Annotated in this window: 12 protein-coding genes, 1 rRNA gene and 1 pseudogene; 10 read left to right on the top strand and 4 right to left on the bottom strand. The window is 60.4% G+C overall.

From position 1 onward, the window contains the following. Positions 1-202 precede the first annotated feature (202 nt). Positions 203-541, top strand: coding sequence for a tryptophan synthase subunit beta (locus LVD08_RS14350; RefSeq protein WP_098966540.1), 339 nt, complete (start codon positions 203-205; stop codon positions 539-541). A 136-nt stretch (positions 542-677) separates the two neighbouring features. On the opposite strand, the pseudogene lapD reads toward LVD08_RS14350, so the two are convergent. Further along, positions 678-2616 (bottom strand): annotated as a pseudogene (lapD, locus tag LVD08_RS14355) (cyclic di-GMP receptor LapD); the annotation flags it as partial. 14 nt (positions 2617-2630) lie between these two features. Then, positions 2631-3323, bottom strand: coding sequence for a cysteine protease LapG (gene lapG / locus LVD08_RS14360; protein WP_007962016.1), 693 nt, complete (start codon positions 3321-3323; stop codon positions 2631-2633). Positions 3324-3519: 196 nt separating this feature from the next. Here lapG and LVD08_RS14365 point away from each other — a divergent pair, with 196 nt between their 5' ends. From LVD08_RS14365 to LVD08_RS14385, 5 genes are all read left to right on the top strand, one after another. Beyond that, positions 3520-4230: a GntR family transcriptional regulator gene (locus LVD08_RS14365; RefSeq protein WP_027611110.1), complete on the top strand. Its 711-nt coding sequence runs from the start codon at positions 3520-3522 to the stop codon at positions 4228-4230. Between the two features lie 769 nt (positions 4231-4999). Further along, positions 5000-5776: a DUF3050 domain-containing protein gene (locus LVD08_RS14370; protein ID WP_247268465.1), complete on the top strand. Its 777-nt coding sequence runs from the start codon at positions 5000-5002 to the stop codon at positions 5774-5776. Continuing rightward, positions 5773-6702: a diiron oxygenase gene (locus LVD08_RS14375; protein WP_183784452.1), complete on the top strand. Its 930-nt coding sequence runs from the start codon at positions 5773-5775 to the stop codon at positions 6700-6702. Before LVD08_RS14370 ends, LVD08_RS14375 begins: the two co-directional genes overlap by 4 nt. Positions 6703-6715: 13 nt before the next feature. Then, positions 6716-10108, top strand: coding sequence for an amino acid adenylation domain-containing protein (locus tag LVD08_RS14380; protein WP_247268466.1), 3393 nt, complete (start codon positions 6716-6718; stop codon positions 10106-10108). Between the two features lie 22 nt (positions 10109-10130). Then, positions 10131-10598: an SRPBCC family protein gene (locus tag LVD08_RS14385; RefSeq protein WP_027611106.1), complete on the top strand. Its 468-nt coding sequence runs from the start codon at positions 10131-10133 to the stop codon at positions 10596-10598. A gap of 126 nt (positions 10599-10724) precedes the next feature. Here LVD08_RS14385 and LVD08_RS14390 read toward each other — a convergent pair whose 3' ends face one another. Then, complete coding sequence (locus tag LVD08_RS14390) at positions 10725-12605, bottom strand: methyl-accepting chemotaxis protein (protein WP_247268467.1); 1881 nt, start codon at positions 12603-12605, stop codon at positions 10725-10727. Between the two features lie 311 nt (positions 12606-12916). Between LVD08_RS14390 and LVD08_RS14395 the strand changes: the two genes are divergently transcribed. The 4 genes from LVD08_RS14395 to LVD08_RS14410 all read left to right on the top strand — a co-directional run bounded on the left by LVD08_RS14395 (position 12917) and on the right by LVD08_RS14410 (position 18260). After that, positions 12917-13417 carry a sigma-70 family RNA polymerase sigma factor gene (locus LVD08_RS14395; RefSeq protein ID WP_150369329.1) on the top strand — a complete coding sequence of 167 codons (501 nt, stop codon included), beginning with the start codon at positions 12917-12919 and terminating at the stop codon, positions 13415-13417. Further along, the gene (locus tag LVD08_RS14400) at positions 13417-14418 is read left to right on the top strand and encodes a FecR domain-containing protein (RefSeq protein ID WP_247268468.1); all 1002 of its coding nucleotides are present in this window, start codon (positions 13417-13419) and stop codon (positions 14416-14418) included. The genes LVD08_RS14395 and LVD08_RS14400 overlap by 1 nt, the downstream gene beginning before the upstream one ends. An 86-nt stretch (positions 14419-14504) precedes the next feature. Continuing rightward, positions 14505-17006, top strand: a complete 2502-nt coding sequence (locus LVD08_RS14405) for a TonB-dependent siderophore receptor (RefSeq protein WP_247268469.1) — start codon at positions 14505-14507, stop codon at positions 17004-17006. Between the two features lie 75 nt (positions 17007-17081). After that, positions 17082-18260 carry a PepSY-associated TM helix domain-containing protein gene (locus LVD08_RS14410; protein WP_096797715.1) on the top strand — a complete coding sequence of 393 codons (1179 nt, stop codon included), beginning with the start codon at positions 17082-17084 and terminating at the stop codon, positions 18258-18260. Between the two features lie 65 nt (positions 18261-18325). Here LVD08_RS14410 and rrf read toward each other — a convergent pair. Further along, positions 18326-18441: ribosomal RNA gene (rrf, locus tag LVD08_RS14415) — 5S ribosomal RNA — on the bottom strand. Between the last annotated feature and the right edge of the window lie 132 nt (positions 18442-18573).

An 18573-nucleotide genomic window follows, 5' to 3' on the forward strand; every position in this document is an offset into this window, starting at 1 on the left:
CCCCCTGACCGCCGGCCGCACCCCCCCCACCAACGCCCCCCACAACAACGGCGGAGGCGAAAACACGCCGCCCGCCCCGGGGGGCGCCCGTCACGTTTGCGGCTAACTCGGCGGTGACGATTTCGTCGCCACCCCGCATACTCGCGCGCAGTTGGCCTATGCTGCTGACAGCATGACGCTGGATCTTTCTGAGGGATGCTCAATGTTTTACGTGCAACGCGATGCGCAAGGTCTGTTGATTCGCGTGGAAGCCGCGGCCTACGCCGAGGCCACGGAAACGCTGCCGGCCGACAGCCATGAAATCCAGGCCTGGTTCGCCAATGAAGTGGTGGAAACCAGCCTGAAACAGCTCAAGCAGAGCGACCTGGAAATGATTCGGGTACTCGACGACCTGATTCAGGTGCTGACCCAGAAAGGCGTGATCCGCGTCACCGACCTGCCGCCGGCAGCACAGGCCAAGCTGATGGACCGCACCCAGGCGCGTGAGGCGTTGGGCGGGTTGAGCCACTTGATCGACGACGAAGAGACCGGGCTGATCTGATCCGCGATCTTCAGTGACCGGACTGACCCCTTCGCGAGCAAGCCCGCTCCCACATTTGAAATGCATTCCAATGTGGGGGCGGGCTTGCTCGCGAAGGCTGATTTACCGGCAACGAATAACGAACAGGGTACTTCCCGGGCGTGGGCTCACCAAACAACTGCCCCCTGCACCCCATACAAGCCCATCTCGCGAATCACCGACAACTCGCCCTCGGTCTCCACCCGCTCGGCAATCAACGGTAGATCGATGCTGTGCGCCGCACGCTGGATCGCCTCGATGAACAGGCGCTTGTCGCTCTCCTGATCGATCGCGCGAATGTAACTGCCATCGATCTTCAGGTACGCCAGCCCCAGCCGCGCCAGGTTGCCGATCATGCTGAAGCGTCCACCAAAGCGCTGCAGACTCAGAGAGAAACCGAGTTCACGCAGACGCCGGGTCAACTGCTCCAGCACCGCTTGCTCCGGCAATTGCTCCTCGCCGATCTCCAGCGTCAGGCGCTCGCCGAGGTCGGAGTGCGCGCGCAGAATCTCGAACACTTTGTTCAGCGCCTGTGAATCGGCCAGGGTTGCCGAAGACAGGTTCAGCGCCAGCGAATCTTCATGCCCTTTCATCTGCTCCAGCACGCGCTCGAGCATCAGACGGTCCAGTCGCGCGGTCCAGCCAAAACGCTCGAGCCACGGCAGGAAACGCCCGGCCGGGATGGTCTGGCCCTGTTCATCGAGCAAGCGCGAGAGCACTTTGTAATGCAGCACCAATTGCGTGTCCTGGGCGGCCACCACCGGTTGGAAGTACAGCTCGAAACGCTGCTGATTGAGCGCCCGATCGAGCAAGCGATGCCAGGCGTGGTGATCGTCACCGACGTCCGCCACCAGGCTCTGATCGATGCACGCCCAGTTCTGCTCGCCCTGCCCCTCGGCCTGCGCCAGCGCCTGATCGCCCAGGGTCAGTACCGCTTGCGGTGAATCACCGTGGGCAAACGGGGCGAGGCCAATAGAAGCCACGGCCGGCACATCGGTTGCGCCAGTGGCGTGCAGGCTGCTCAGCGCACTGTCGAGGTTCTGTGCCAGTTGCAGCGCTTCTTCGCGCACCAGTCCCGGCGCCAGCACGGCGAATTCACCACCGCGAATACGGGTGACGAGGTTCTGGGTTTCAGGGTATTTGGCGCACTCGCGGGACAGTTGCTCGCCGACAGCTTTCAACAATTCATCGGTGCGCTGACCGCCCAGACGCTGATTGAGCCCGGCCAGATCCTTGACCCGCAACAGCAGCAGGTAACCGGAACTGGCCTGCTCGGGGTTGCTCACGCGGTTGTGCAGTTGCATCTCGAAATAGCGTCGGTTGGCCAGCCCCGTGAGGTTGTCCTGATAAGACTCGGCGCGCAGTTTTTCGCTGCGCTCGGCCTGCTCCTGGAACAGCGCCTTGAGCTTCTCGACCATCTGGTTCATCGCCTGCACCACGCGCCGCAGTTCCGGGGTACGCGGCAACTCCGGCAGGCTGAGGAATTCGCGCCGAGCGATGGCGTGGGATTGCTTGACCATGTAATCCAGCGGACGCAATTGCCGGCGCAACAGCAGCGCGCCGAGCACCGCGCTGACCGCGCCGCACAGCAGCAGCCAGCCGAGGCTGCCCAACGCGCTCTGCCACAGTTTGGCCACGGCAAACATCGGGTGGCTGACCACCTCGACCCGCGCCGCCTGCTCCCAGCCACGGCTGACCAATGCGTCGCCACCGGCAGGCTCCAGGCCAATCAGTTTGACGAACCAGTCAGGCACATTGCTCACCGCCGGAATTCCGCTGCGCTCGACAATGGTCTTGTCAGTCTTGAGATCGACCACGCGAATGCTCGCGTAATAGCCGCTGTCGAAAATCGAGCTGACCAGCAGCTCGACCATCGCCGGGTCGTCGATATTCGGCGTCAGCGACAACGCCAGCGCCGTGGCGGCGTCCTGGGCATGGGAGCGCAGCTGGTTGACGTACTGGGTGCGCGAGCTCTCCAGACTGACCATGAAGCTGCCGGTGAAGGCGACCACTAGGAACAGACAGATAGCGATCAACAGCTGTTTGAACAAAGACATCTGAGCGCGTGCTCCTAGTTAGTCGTTTCGACCGGGAAACCTTCGGCCTGCATTTTCTTCAGCACATCCTGCCAGCGCGACAGGCGTTTGGTGTCACCGACCTTCTTGTTGCCCTTGGCTCCCGGCAGGTACAGACCTTCAGCATTGAAAGAGTAGACCGGCAGCAAATCGGTTCGCTGGGACGCAGGCTGAATCGGATCGATCAGGCTGTCGAGCACCAGCGGCATGGCATCGGGGGTGGCGTAGTAAGTCAGCACCATGTGTGCGCGATTCTGGCGCAGTGCCTTGACGTAGGTGATGCGCAGCTTGTCACTGGAGACCCCGAGATGGCGCAGGCTGAAATACTTGGCGATCGCGTAGTCTTCGCAATCGCCGGCGCCTTTCCACAACGCTTCGATGGGCGTCTCCCAATAATCGACCTGCCCCCACAGATCGATATCTTCTACATAACGCACCTGTTTGTTGAAAAACAGGTTCACCACTTTCAGCTTTTCCATCTCGCTGACCTGTTTCTGCGTGGCCAGCAGGTTTTGCCAGGCATCGATCCGCTGCTGCCCGGCACCCAACGGGCCGTAGAGCGCCGTAGCCTTGCGGCTGATCGCGGAAAAATCCCAATCGGCATGCAGGCCGCCCAGCATGACGCCGGCCAGCAACAGTGCGCAGCCTAGCCAGCGCAGAGTCCGGGGGATCGCGAAACGTACCGCCACAGCAGGTTTCCAGGGGGCAGGAAGGAAAGCGTTTGATGGTGAAGCTTAGCCCGGCAAAAAACAATGGCACCATGAGATCATCGCCATCGCGCTAAACTTCATTCAGGACAGCAATCCTTTACATGGTTTGACAACCTGTAGAGCAATCACTAGTGTCTTTGGATCCAAATTCCGTCGTCATTCAGGGTGAGTAGTTGTGACACAGAAGCCCAAACCGCTGCACAGCATCAAAGTCGATGGGCCGATTCCCGCACACCTTGCCCGCTCGATCATCGAAGAAACCCTGCGCTCGGCGATCCTTGACGGTCGCTTGCCGTGCGGCACCGCCCTGCGCCAGCAGGATCTGGCCGACCTGTTCGGGGTCAGCCGCATGCCGGTGCGCGAGGCTCTGCGCCAGCTCGAAGCGCAGGAACTGCTGAGCGTCACCACCCACAAGGGCGCCGTTGTAGCGCCGCTGATCCAGGGCGACGCCACCGAAACCTACGAGTTGCGGATCCTCCTCGAATCCGAAGCCATGCGCCAGTCGATCCCGTTGCTGACCAGCGCCGATCACGCGCTTGCCGCCGGCTATATCGAAGAACTCGAAACCCAGCACGACTACAGCGAAATCGGTCGGCTCAACCGTCTGTTCCACATGGCCCTGTACAGCAAGGCACCGAATAAGCGTCTGCTGCGGCTGGTCGAAGACGGCCTCAACGAGGAGGAGCGCTTCCTGCGTTTCAATCTCGAAGCCATGGGCCTGGGCAAACTCTCCCAGGAAGATCACCGCGCCATGCTCCAGGCCGTGATCGAGCGCGATGTCGAGCTGTCGGTGAAGTTGCTCACACATCACCTCAACCGTGGCGTCGACGTGATCACCCGGTTCCTCGCCAGTCCCGCCGGACAAAACCGCAAGGCCGTGCGCTGACACCCTTCACGCCGGTCTCAGGCCTTCGCGCCTGACCGGCGAATAACCCGCTTACAAATCCTCTCCCCGATCCTCCGCAAACCTGGTGGCGGATCCGCGTGTTCGCTCTAACCTCCCAGCGCTCGCAAGCCCGCCATTGCGGCTCGGCGCGGACGAATCGGTCATAGCCGTCCCGCCAATTTACCCGCACTCTTTAACGGCCACCCCATGAAGAACGGGCGACGCGCCGCACCGCCGGCGCAGTCCCCGCACCAGGAACCTACGGAAGGAGCCTTGCCACGGGAAAAAGGGAAGTTACGGCGCCGTTTCCGGCCCACTTTCATTCCTATACATCACATTCAATTTCCGCTTCTTAAAGTTGCTTTGAGTGAGGCATTCACTCTTGTCTTCAATTTTGGCCATTATTTGCCGAAAGGAGCAACTACGCCCAAGTAAAACTTAAACAAAAAGTTTTACCGGGCCGACTCATACTTGAAAAACACACAACTAAAAATAATTAAAAATAAACTTGTTAAGTTATTTGACGATGTATTAGCTTTTTATTGCGGAGCAGGGTTAACCCCGCAAACACGGCGCAGCTCTGCAGTCAGCCGATAGCTTTGGCAAATAGTCGCCAACGCATGGCCGAGAGCCTTTCATGCACTTTGCAAACTTTCATTAATCCGAATGAGGCCAGCGTTCGCCAATAGAAAACATTTCAAACTTATCAAGTCCGTGTTGATGCACTGAACGAGCAACTCCCTCTATTCCAATAACACCGAGGTTCGCCATGATGCCAACTAAAGAACAACTCGCCCTGAAAAAAACGCAATTGAGCGTTCACCCGATCTTTACCGAGATCGATTCGTTATCGGTACTGCGCCGGTTTATGGAATCCCACGTCTTCGCCGTGTGGGATTTCATGTCGTTGACCAAGCGCCTGCAACAGGAACTGACCTGCACCCGCCTGCCATGGTTACCGCCACGCGATCCGCATGCTGCGCGGCTAATCAACGAGATCGTGCTTGGCGAAGAGTCCGATGATCGTCCCGCCCACGGCCATTACAGCCATTTCGAACTGTACCTGGACGCGATGCGCGAAGTCGGTGCGAGCACCACGGCGGTCGAACGGTTTGTCGCGCTGCAACGGGAAGGCGTGAGTTACGACGTCGCCCTGCAAAGCGTTGAGGTCGATCCGGCAGCGGCGAAATTTGTGCGCGAGACGCTGCACACCGCGCTGCACGCACCGGGCCACAGCGTCGCCGCCGCGTTCCTGCATGGTCGCGAAAGCGTGATCCCGACGATGTTCCAGCGCATCCTCGATGACTGGGGGATCGGCATCGAACAGGCACCCACCTTTCGCTATTACCTGGAGCGCCACATCGAGGTCGACTCGGAAGATCACGGTCCGGCGGCGGAGCAATTGCTTGAGCGTCTGGTCGACGGCGATCCGCAGCGCGAAGCCGAGGTTTATGCCAGCGCCATCGCGGCGGTGGAAAGCCGCATCGCCCTGTGGGACGGCCTGCGTCTGAGCATGCGCGAGCCCTTGGCGGAGGTGGCCCGATGAACGCCGCCGACTACCAATCCTTCGCCGACGCCTGGGAAACCCGCGCCACTATCCGCACCCGGCCACGGCGTGTTCTGGAAGACGATGAGCGCCTGATCTATCCGCTGAGCCGCCAGCCCCTGGTGCTCAGCGAAACCTTCCTGCGCGAATGCCCGCAGCAGCGTGATTTCGCCCTGGTGCAGACGCTGTACAAATTCATCAACGACGTGGTGATTTTCGAAACCGAAATCGTCGACCAGACCGCCCGCGCCATCGCCAAGAATCGCTTCGCCGTGCCGTTCCCGTTCGCCTGTCGCTACGACGCCATGACCGTGGTGGTGGACGAGGATTACCACGCGCTGGTGGCGATGGACTTCATGCAGCAGACCGTAGCCATGACCGGCATCGAGCCGATCGAATTGCCCGCAGAAATCGAACTGAGCCGGGCGATTCCTGCCGCTGTGGCGTTGGCGCCCGAGCACCTGCGCAGCGCGGTGGAACTGATCTGCGTGGCCATCGCCGAGAACACCGTAACCGGCGACGTCGCCGCGTTCGCCCGGGACGACACGGTCAAGCCATCGATCAAAGGGCTGATGGCCGATCACTTGCTCGACGAGGGCCGGCATTCCAGCTTCTGGGCTCGCATGGTGCGCATCTATTGGCACACCGCCAATGACGCGGACCGGGAAACCATCGCGCAGATCCTGCCGGTGTTCATCGGCCATTACCTGACCAACGATATCCAGAAATCCTTCGATCTGCGCCTGATCGACGCCTTGCCGGTCAGCGAGGCAGTGCGCCGTTTGCTCAGGGACGAGATGGCCGGGCTGGCGTTCCCGATCAATCGCCACCATCCGCTGGTGGGCAACATCGTGCGCTTTTTCCACAACAGCTCGCTGCTCGACACGCCGTGCGTGCAGCACGCCCTGCGTGACTATCTGGTTTGATGAGGAGGCCGACATGAGACGTCTCGACATTTTATTGATTGGCGCCAGCCAGGCCATGACCGACCTGGCGCAGGAACTCGAACAACACGGTCACTCCTTACGGCGCAGCGGCGCGGCGCAATCGCCAGTAGATCTGATCATCGACGATGGCTTCATCGGCGCCGGCGATTTCTGCGCCATCCCGCACCTGCATCTGCGCCTGGGTATCGCTGCGCAGCGCCTTGGCGGTTTACCGACGCTCGACCTGCTGTGCTTCCTCGGCTCGTCACTGATCAGCCGTGTGCCGATTGGCGATGAGCCGTCCGGCAATGGTCAAGCACTGCGCCAGCGAGTGCTGACGCAGGTGGTCGACGAAGTCGCGCTGCTGGTCAGCCGTTTCTCCCGCGATGCCGAGTTTTTTCAGCAGGCATTGCCAGCTACCGCGCCGGACTTCGAACAGGTGGAAGATCTGTCGTTTCTCGACAGCCTGGCTTACGTCCATCGCCTCAACGCCACGACGCATCCGGCATTGTTGCAACAGGCGCAGACGCCGTTGATCGAACGCCTGCAACGCAGCCTGATCGAACACGCCGAGCGACCGGCGCTGCACCTGGCCGAGCAGTCGCTCAGCTACCGCCAGTTGCACGCCCACAGCCGTGCGATCCAGCAATGTCTGCAACCGTTGCTCGAGCAGCATCCGCAGCCGTGGATCGTGGGTATCTGCCAGCCGAAAAGCCCGGCGCTGTTCGCCTCGATTCTGGCCGTGCTCGGCAGTGGCGCCGTGTATCTGCCGCTGGAGCCGAGCCATCCGTTGCAGCGCCAGCAATACATCCTGCAAAACGCCGGCGCGGTGTTGTTGCTGCACGACGGCGAGCATCCGCTCAGTGAGTCGATGCCCGGGCTGGATGTCAGTCGTATCGACAGTGCCGACGCCGATTTCGATCTGCCGCTGATGCGTCAGCGACTGACGCTTGAAGCGCCGTGCATGGCGCTCTACACCTCCGGCACCACAGGGCATCCGAAGGGCGTGCTCCTGAGCCAGGCGAACCTCGCGCACTTCACCGCGTGGTACGCCGATTACGTGCAGTTGCGCGCCGAAAGCCGGGTGTTGCAGTTCTCTTCACTGAGCTTCGACTCGTCGCTGATCGATATCTTTCCGACGCTGCTGCAGGGCGCCGAACTGGTGGTGCCCGACGACACCCAGCGCCGCGATCCACTGCAACTGGTGGCGTTGATCCGCCGCCGACAACTGACCCACGCGTTCCTGCCGCCAGCGCTGCTGAGCATCTTGCCGTTGGAGCAACTGCAAGGCGTGGAGGTGATGACCGGTGGCGACGTCTGCGAGCCTTTCGTCATCGAGCAACTGACCCGTCAGGGCAAGCTGCACAACCTCTACGGCCCCACCGAAGCGACGGTGCTGATTACCGCTCGCCAGCTCAAACCGGGTGACAGCAACCGCACCCTCGGCGCACCGATTGCCAACAGTCAGGTGCTGATTCTCGATGACGACTTGCAACCGGTGCCGGAGAACACCGTCGGCGAATTGTTCATCGTCGGCCCCGGCGTCTGCCTTGGTTATCTGAACAATCCGCAGCAGACCGCCGAGCGCTATCTCACCTTGCAACTGCCACACGGCCAAGCGTTGCGCGCGTACCGCAGCGGCGACATGGCCAAGTGGGGCGAACACGGCATCGAGCTGTGCGGACGGCGCGACAATCAGGTGAAGATCCGTGGTTTCCGGGTCGAGCCGGAAGAGATCGAACGCTGCCTGCGCGAGAGCCAGTTGTACCGCCAGGTGGCGGTGGTGATCGACCATCAGCGGCGGATTCTGGCGTTCCTTGCGCAGCCGCAGTCGGACGCTGCCCGCGATCTGTTGAAGGCGCATGCCCAGCAGTTTCTGCCGGACTACATGCAACCGGTGGCGTGGACTGAACTGGCGCAGATGCCGTTCGCCAGCAACGGCAAGGTCGACCGCAAAGCGTTGCTGGAGCTGCCGGTGAGCGTGCAGGACAGCAGTCCGAAATGCCTGCCGGCAAACGCTGACGAAGCGTTGCTGCTGGAGATCTGGGCGGAACTGCTGGAGCTGCCGAGCAGCGATATTTCCACCGACGAAAGTTTCTTCAACCTCGGTGGGCATTCGATCCTGCTGTCACGGATGTTGCTGCGTTTGCGTGAGGAATTCGGGCGCAGCATCTCGATCAACCGCTTCATCGAACTGCCAACCATCATCAAGCTCGCCACGCTGGTGCGCGGTACCGATGACAGCGCGGTGCTCAGCGCCCAGGCCATGGCCGACGCCGAACGCCCGCTGAACATCGAGCCGCTGCCGATCAGTCGCCTGGGTGATGTGCACAAGGTGATCGTCACCGGCGCCAACAGCTTTGTCGGCGTGCACATTGTCGAAGCGCTGCTTGGATGGGGCGCCAGCGAGGTGGCGTGTCTGGTGCGTGACGGCGGCGGGCAAACCGCGGCGCAGCGGTTTGCTCAGGCGCTGCGTGAGAACCGTCTCGAGCATCTCGATTTGAGCCGGGTGCGGATCTACTCCGCGAACCTCACCCGACCGCAACTCGGCCTGGCCGATGACGATTATCAGCGCCTGGATCGCGAGTTCGGCGCGCTGGTGCACAACGCCGCCAACGTCAATCACGTGCTCGATTACGAGTCGCTTGCCGCAGATAACGTCGAGCCGATTTTCGAGCTGCTGCGCCTGTGTGAAGGGCGCAGCAAAAAGGTCTTCAACTTTGTCTCGACGCTGTCCGCTTCCAGCACCGTCGACGGCGAAGGCCGAGTGCTCGAATTGCCCGCCGCACCGACCCCGCCAATCTACATCCGCAACGGCTACAACCTGTCGAAATGGGTCGGCGAGCGCGTCCTAGAACGGGCTCGCGAGCGTGGGGTGTGGGTCAACCTGTATCGCCCCGGCAACATCAGTTTCAACAGCCTGAGCGGCGTCTGCCAGCCGCACAAAAACCGTTTGATGCTGATGCTCAAGGGCTCAATCCAGCTCGGTCAGGTACCGGCCTTCGCGCTGAATTTCGACCTGATGCCAGTGGACTTTCTCGCCCGCTTCATCGCCTTCCACGCCAGCCGTTATTCGACCGAGCGTGCGGTGTTCAACCTGCACAACCCCGAACCGCTGAGTTGGGATGCCTACGTCGCTTCGTTCCGCGAAACCGGCAGCGAGTTTTCGCTGGTCAGCGTCGCCGACTGGCAGCAGCAACTGGGCCGGGTCGATGCCGACAACGCGCTGTTCGGCGTGCTCGGTTTCTACCTCAACGGCTTCGAGGAAGACATCGGCGACATCTCCCTGATCGGCCACGCCAACGCTGAAGCCGGCGTGCAACAGATGGGCGCGCACTACCCGGAAAAATCCCCGGCGCTGCTGCGTCGCGGCTGCGACTACCTGAAACAGATCAACTTCATCTAACTCATCAAAAAGGAGCAACACCATGAGCAATCTGCAACCCGACACCCTGATCAAAAACCCGCACGGCTGCCACGTTGTGTCGTCGGTGGAAGTGCCGGCGGACGCGGCGCAGGTCTGGGCGGTGGTCGGCAATTTCGCTGGCTTCGACCGCTTCATCCCGGCGCTGTCGCACATCGAAATGACCGGCGACGGCGTGTCGTCGCTGCGCAAGAAGTTCTTCAAGGACGGCAACGTGGTGGTCGAGCAACTCAACTCACGCGATGAGCAGGCACGGGCCATGACCTGGACCACGATCTACAACACCTTGGGTGTGGCCAATCTGTGGGCGGCGATGAACGTGGAATCATTGGGAGCGGGGAAGTCGCGGGCGACCTGGACGATCATTGCCGAGCCGGCTTCAGGTGGGGAGGAAGCGCTGCCGGGGTTCAAGGATTTCGTGCAGGGGTTTGCCGATGATGCGATGGGGAATGTGCTGAAGCTGTTTGTGTAAGGCTTCAGTTCTGCGGTGATTGAGCTACCGCAATCGCGAGCAGGCTCACTCCTACAGTTGGAATGCGTTCCCCTGTAGGAGTGAGCCTGCTCGCGATCAACGATAACGCGGTCTCGAATCTGACAATCAGATCTTGAAGCTGTCCACCAACTGCTTCAGGCGATTGGCCTGCTGCGACAACGCATCACAATCCTTCAATGTTTCATTGAGGTTGGCCACGCTCTGCTGGTTCAGCAGGTTGATCTGGTTGACGTCGACGTTGAGGGTTTCCACCACCGCCGTCTGCTCTTCGGTCGCCGCGGCCACCGACTGGTTCATGCCGTCGATTTCGCCGATGCGCTGGGTCACGCTGACCAGGCGCAGACCGGCCTGATTGGCCACTTCCACGCTCTCTTCGCTGGACGCCTGACTGGCGTTCATGGTGGTCACCGCTTCACGCGAACCGACCTGCAAGGAGGTGATCATCTTGTGGATCTCTTCCGCCGATTCCTGGGTGCGGTGGGCGAGGTTGCGCACCTCGTCCGCCACCACCGCAAAACCACGTCCGGCTTCACCGGCACGGGCCGCTTCGATGGCCGCGTTGAGCGCCAGCAGGTTGGTCTGCTGCGAGATGCCTTTGATCACATCGAGGATGTGGCCGATGTTGTCGGTGCTGGCATTCAGGGTTTCGATCTGGGTGCATGACAGGCTGATCTTCTGCGACAACTCGGTCATCGCCTGAATGGTCTGCTCGACCACCTGACGACCGTCATCGGCCTGCTCGCTCGCGCCGCTGGCGTGCTGCGAAGCATCGGCGGCATTTCGGGCGATTTCCTGAGTGGCTGCGCCCAACTGGTTGATCGCGGCAGCCACGCTGTTGGTGCGGGCACTTTGTTCGTCGGAACCGATGATCGAGGCGTTGGACGACGCCATCACCCGTTGCGACAGGTCATGTACATGACGGGTGGCCGACGACACTTCGGAAATCGACGCGTGAATGCGCTCGACGAACTGGTTGAACGAGCTGCCCAGTTCGGCGAACTCATCCTTGCCTTCCACGACCAGACGCCGGGTCAGGTCGCCTTCACCCTGGGCGATGTCCTGCATCGCGCGGCCCATGGTGGTCAGCGGACGCATCAGGACGTTGATCAGCAGACTCAACAGCAACGCAATCGCCGCGACCGCGACGAACATCGCGATCAGCGCCGAAGTACGGAACTGGCTGAGGGCGGCGTAGGCCTTGTCACGATCGATCGACAGCCCGATGTACCAGTCGGCATTCGGCAAACCACTGACCGGGGTGAACGACAGGATACGTTCCTGGCCGTTGAGCACCACGTTCTGGTTGCCTTTCTCGATGCGCACGCCGGAATTCGGGTAGATGTCCTTGAGGTTCTTCATCACCTGATCTTTATCCGGGCTGACGATCACTTGGCCGTCACCGCTGACCAGGAACGCGTGGCCAAGGCCACCGAAGTCCACCGAGTTGATGATCTTCACCAGGGTTTCAAGGCTCAGGTCACCGCCGACCACACCCAGCAGTTCGCCATTCTTTTTCACCGGCATGGCGATGGTCACGACCAGACCACCGACCGCCGCCATGTATGGCGGCGTCAGCATGGTTTTGTCGGCGACCACGGCCTGCTTGTACCAAGGGCGCTGACGCGGGTCGTAGCCGTCGGGCATCTTCGCGTCAGGGCGCTGGGTGAACACACCGTTGGCCTGACCGACGTAGGTGAACTGGAAGTTCGAGGTGAAGGCCGGTTGATCGACCAGCCCCGGGAAGTCGGCGTCCTTGCCCTGATGGGCAACGTTCTGCGCGAGGTTTTCCAGCACCAGAATTCGCCCGCTCATCCAGTTCTGCACGCTGCTGGCGGTCAGATCGCCGGCCTGCTGCACGGACGACTGGAGATTCTGGGCAATGGTGTTGCGCTGCAGATAGTCGTTGTAGAGGGTGAACAAAGCGAAAGCCAGGACCACGACGCCCGAGGCGGCCAACAGGATTTTATGGCTGAACTTGAGATTCATTTCATGGGACTTCTTATGCAAAAGTGGGGATGCGTTCCGGGATGCAACATTCCATGTACAGCGCAGGCGGCGTTCTGACGGCCGCTCTACTTTGGTGCACGCATGTCTCACCAGTCTGTCGGCACCATTCGCGGAAATCTTAGGGCTGCGTGGGAAATGCCCGGCATTTCTGTCAGATTCCCGCCGAACGGCGTGCCAGAGCGTCCGCCACGAAGTTTTTTTGCTGGATCTCCGAGCAGAGGTTGCAAAATTCGCAGCCCCTGATAAAAATGCGACTAATTATCATTTGTGACGTTCGGGCTGTCGCGTTCATGTCCTCACCTGAGTTTGCAGTGCAGGCGCTTTACAGGAGTCATCACGGCTGGCTCAACGCTTGGCTGCGGGCGCGGCTGGGCAATGCCGCGGATGCCGCAGATCTGGCCCAGGACACCTTCGTCCGCCTGTTGCAACGCAGCGAACGCCTGGAACTCAAGGCGCCTCGCGCATTTTTACGCACCATCGCCCGTGGCCTGGTGATCGATCATTGGCGTCGTGAAGAAATCGAACGCGCCTATCTCGAAACCATCGCCCATTTGCCCGAAGCCGAAACCCCAAGCGCCGAAACCCGCGCGCTGGTAATCGAGTTGCTCGAGAGCATCGCGCGCATGCTTGAAGGCTTGCGACCGAAAGTGCGTCAGGCGTTTCTGCTGGCGCAGTGCGAAGGTTTGACCCACAAGCAGATCGCCGAGCAGATGGGCTTGTCACTGCGTTCAGTCGAACGTTACGTCGCCGATGCGCTGTATCACTGCTACGTGTTGCGGTACGCAAGTTGATGCCTGTGGATAACAACTCAGTCGCGCGCCGCGCCGAGCCGCAGCAACAGGTGGTCAAGCAAGCCATCCACTGGTTGCTGCGGCTGCGTAACAACCATGGCAATGCGCGCCTGAGTCATCAGTGCGACGCGTGGCGCGCCGAACATCATGAACATGAACTGGCCTGGCAGCGCGTGCAGTCGCTGCAGGCGGAATTGAGCCATAACCTGCGCGCAGTGCCCGGCGCGCACGTGGCGCTGAACACACTGGAAAACAGTGCGCAAGGACTCGGACGGCGACAGGCCTTGAAGCTGCTGTCTGGCGCGGTGCTGATGGGCTCCGCGGCATGGCTGGCCAAGGACACCTCCGTCTGGCAGCAGTGGCGCGCTGATTACGCTACGGCGACCGGCGAGCGTCGCGGGTTCCAGTTGCCCGATGGCACGCGGATCGAGCTGAACACTGCCAGCTCAGTGGATCTGGACTACACCGCGCAGCAGAGGCTGATCAAACTCACTCGCGGCGAAATCATCGTCACATGCGGCGGTAACGATGAAGGCGCGACGTTCAACCGGCCACTTCGCGTGCAAAGTCGTCATGGCATTTATGAGCCGATAAAAGCCCGCTTCATCCTGCGTCAGGACAGCGATTGCACGCGGCTCACCGTCAGCTCCGGGAGCGTCGCCATCCGCAGCGGCGCAACCTCCGTCGAGGCACTCGCGGGGCAGACCTATCTGATCGATCATCATCAGGCGCGCCCGGCAGCGCCACTGGATATGGACGTGGGCGCGTGGGCCGATGGTTTGATTGTGACCCGCAATATGCGCCTGGGCGATTTCCTCAATGAAGTCGGGCGTTATCGTCAGGGCTTTGTGACGTGCGCGCCGCAGGTGGCGGACTTGCGCCTGTCCGGAGTGTTCCGCCTGGAGGACACCGACAAGCTGCTGGCCATCCTGCCGCAGACCCTGCCGGTGCAATTGCGTTATCGCACCCGATGGTGGGTCACACTCGAGGCGGTGGCCTGAAATTATTTGGCGGGTTTTCGCGACAAGTCCGGCTTGGTCAGTAAGCACTTCAACTCAGCCTTTGCGACTTGCCACGGAAACCGACAATGACTGTCCGCCTCACCTGTAAGAAACCGCTGAATTTCACTGCCGAATCGGGCCTGCTGCGCCACGCCGTTCGCGCCGCCCTGCTGTCCACCGTTCTGGGTGCCGGTGCGCTGCCCGGCCTGAGCGTCGCCGCCCCTGCCAGTGAAGCGAGCAGTCATCGCTACAGCATCGGCGCCGGCCCGCTGGGCGAAGCGCTGAACCAGTTTGCCCGTCAGGCCGGCATTACCCTGGCGATGACTCCGCAGCAAACACAGGGACAACAGTCTCCGGGCGTACAGGGCGAATATTCAACCGATCAGGCGTTGAGCCATTTGCTGGGCGGCTCGGGTCTGGAAGCGGTCAGCCAGGACGGCAGCAGCTACGTCCTGCGTCCTGTCAGTGAAACCGATGCGCTGGCACTGCCAACCACCGATATCAAAGGTTTCGCCCTCGGCAACGCACTCGGCAGTATGGAAGGCTACAACGCCACCCACAGCCAGATCGCCACCAAGACCAGTACCGCGTTGCTGGAAACTTCGCAAAGCGTGTCCGTGGTCACCCGCGAGCAAATGGACGATCAAGGCTCGCAGACCGTCTCCCAGGCGATGCGTTATACCCCCGGCGTGCTGACCAACCCTTACGGGGCGACCCATCGCTACGACTATGTGGCGATGCGCGGCTTCAACGATGGTTCGGTGGACAATATTTACCTCGATGGTCTCAAGTCGATGGGCGACAGCGGCACCTACAGCACCATGCAGGTCGATCCGTATTTCCTCGAGCGCGTGGATATTCTCAAAGGCCCATCGTCGGTCTTGTATGGCCGCAGTTCGCCCGGTGGCCTGGTGGCGCTGACCAGCAAAAAGCCGTTGTACGAGGCCTATCATCAGGTTCAGGCCACGGTCGGTACCCAAGGTCAGCGCGGGGTCGGGTTTGACTTCAGCGGCCCAGTCGATGACGACAAGCGCATTGCCTATCGTCTGACCGGTTTGACGGATCAGTCCGACACACAATTCGACCACAACAAGGAAAAACGCTTCGCCCTCGCTCCGACGCTGAGCATCGATTTCACTGAAGACACCTCGCTGACGCTGCAGGCGTATCTGCAGCACGATCCGGATGGCGGCTACCACGGCGGCGTGCCGGCGGACGGGACGATTCATCAGCGCAACGGCAATCGCATCTCGCCGCACTTCTTCGAGGGTGAGCCGGGGATTGATGGCTACTCGCGGGATCAGCAATCGTTCGGCTATCAGTTCGAACATCGCTTCAACGATGTCTTCACAGCGCGACAGAATTTCCGTTACCTCGACTCCAAAGTGAACATGGATCAGGTCTACGCCTACGGCTGGACGACACCAACCAGCAACGAACTGAACCGCTATTACACCGGCGGCGATGAACGTCTGCATGCGTTCATCGTCGACAACATGCTGCAGGCCGAATTCTTCACCGGAGCTACCAAGCACACCGTGTTGATGGGTGCGGACTATCAGCGGCGCAAAACGGTGGTCGACTGGACCAGCGGCGGTCTGGCGCCGATCAATGCGTTCAACCCGGTCTATGGCAACTCGGAGATCGATATGTACGGCGACACCAGTTACCTGCGGCGCCTGGAGCAGACCGGGGTCTACCTGCAAGACCTGATCGAGATGGACCAGTGGCGTTTCTCGCTGGGTCTGCGTCAGGACTGGGTCGAGACGTCGGATGAGAACCGTATCGCCGAAGCGGGCCGTCCGGTGGGCACGGAAATCAACGACCGCCGCACCAAACTGACCGGCCGCGCTGGTGCGTTGTATCTGTTCGATAACGGCCTGGCGCCGTACATCAGCTACTCCGAGTCGTTTAACCCGAACTCGTATGCCGACAGCGCCGGTAATCCTCTGCCTCCGACCGATGGCACACAGTGGGAAGTCGGCCTGAAGTATCAACCGCCGGGCACCGACAACCTGTTCACAGCCTCGCTGTTCCGCATTGATCAAGAAAATCTGGCGACCAAACTGCCGCAGGAAAACTTCTACCGCGCGGTAGGCGCTGTCCGTTCGCAAGGGCTGGAACTGGAAGCGCACATGCAGTTGACCGACAACCTGAAAGTACTCGGCAGCTATACCTTCACCGATATCGAGTACTCGAAGTCGATGGTCAGCACCTTGAGCACGCCGACCGATGTGATCGAGAACAAAGGCAACTCGCCGACTCAGGCACCGCGGCACATGGCGTCGTTGTGGGCGGACTACAAATTCGACAGTGCGGCACTCGACGGCCTGCGCCTGGGCGGTGGTGTGCGTTATGTCGGTTACAGCTGGGCGGATGCGGAAAACACGCTGAAGGTGCCTTCCTACACCTTGTTCGACGCATCCATCGGTTATGACCTGGGCAAGGTCGGCTTGAAGGGCGTCGACGTGCGCCTGAACGCGAACAACCTGACCAATGAATCCTACGTAGCCTCCTGCGCGAGTCTGAACTTCTGCTACATGGGCGAAGAGCGCAACGTCGCCGCCACGGTCAGCTACCAGTTCTAAACCTTTGCCTTGTGCATAAAAAAGCCAGCCCCTGTTTTCAGGGGCTGGCTTTGTCGCTTCTGTGGGGAAATTCTCATGCGCGCATTGTTGGTGTTGTTGCATCGCTATATCGGGCTGGCAACAGCGGTGTTTTTGCTGCTGGCCGGGATCACCGGAAGCATTCTTGCGTTCAATCATGAGTTGGATGAGTGGCTGAATCCGCACTTCTACGCAGCCTCATTTGAGGGGCAACGATTGCCTCCCGGGGGCTTGGTCGACGTGGTGCAAACCACGCATCCGAAGTTGCAGGTCTGGTACATGGAGTATCCGCAGGAGACGGGGCATACCGCCATGTTGGCGGCGGTACCGCGTAATGATCCGGTGACCGGCAAACCGTTCGATGAGCGCAATCAGGTGTTCTATCTCGACCCGGTGAGTGCCGAGCAGAAGGGCCAACGTTACTGGGGTGAGTGCTGCTTTTCCCGGGAGAACTTCATTCCGTTCATTCTTGAGTTTCATTACAACTTGACGCTGCCCGGAAACTGGGGCTTGTGGTTGATGGGGCTGGTTGCCAGCGCCTGGGTGATCGATTGTTTCATCGCGCTGTGGCTGACGTTTCCTCGTGGCAAGCCGTTTTGGAAAAAGTGGTCGGCGGCCTGGAAGATCAAGGGCGGCCACGTCTATCGACTCAACTTCGATCTGCATCGGGCCGGTGGATTGTGGCTGTGGTTGTTGTTGCTACCGATTGCGGTCAGCAGTGTCGCGATGAACTTGCCCAGTCAGGTCTTCAAACCGGCGGTGTCGCTGCTTTCACCGATCGAGCCGAGCGTTTATGAGGCTCGAGGGCGAATGCCTCCCTCGGAGTTGGGGGTGACACAGTTGAGTTATCAACAGGCGTACGAAAGGGCATTGGTCGAGGGGAAGAGGTTAGGGCTGACAGCGGCGATCGGGGAGTTGTATTACAGCTTTGAGTACAACTTCTACGGCGCAGGATTCGGGCAACATGACACTCAAGCGCATGGAAAATCCTGGTTGTTTTTCCACGGTACTGACGGGCGATTATTAGGTCAGGAAATTGCCGGACAAGGGACATTGGGGGAACGGTTTTACCGCTTGCAACTACCGATACATGGCGGACGGATCATCGGCTTCACCGGGCAAGTGATCATCGCGGTATTGGGTGTTGTGATTGCGGGGCTGTCAGGGACTGGCGTCTACATCTGGTGGCGCAAGTGGCAGGCCCGGCGCATCAGCCAGGCTCGTAAAACGGCCTGATGTTTGGGGGTCCTGAAACGACAAAACCCCTGTCTGCGTTAGCAGACAGGGGTTCTGGAATTTAATCTTGACGATGACCTACTCTCACATGGGGAAACCCCACACTACCATCGGCGATGCATCGTTTCACTTCTGAGTTCGGGATGGGATCAGGTGGTTCCAACGCTCTATGGTCGTCAAGAAATTCTGTATCTGGCCCGTCAACACGGTAACGTGCCAGCAAAATCGGTGACTTCTACTAAAAAACAAAACCCCAACTGCTTTCGCAATTGGGGTTTCGGAATTTAATCTTGACGATGACCTACTCTCACAT

The sequence above is a fragment of the Pseudomonas sp. YL2 genome (assembly GCF_023063025.1).
GTDB lineage: Bacteria > Pseudomonadota > Gammaproteobacteria > Pseudomonadales > Pseudomonadaceae > Aquipseudomonas > Aquipseudomonas putida_A.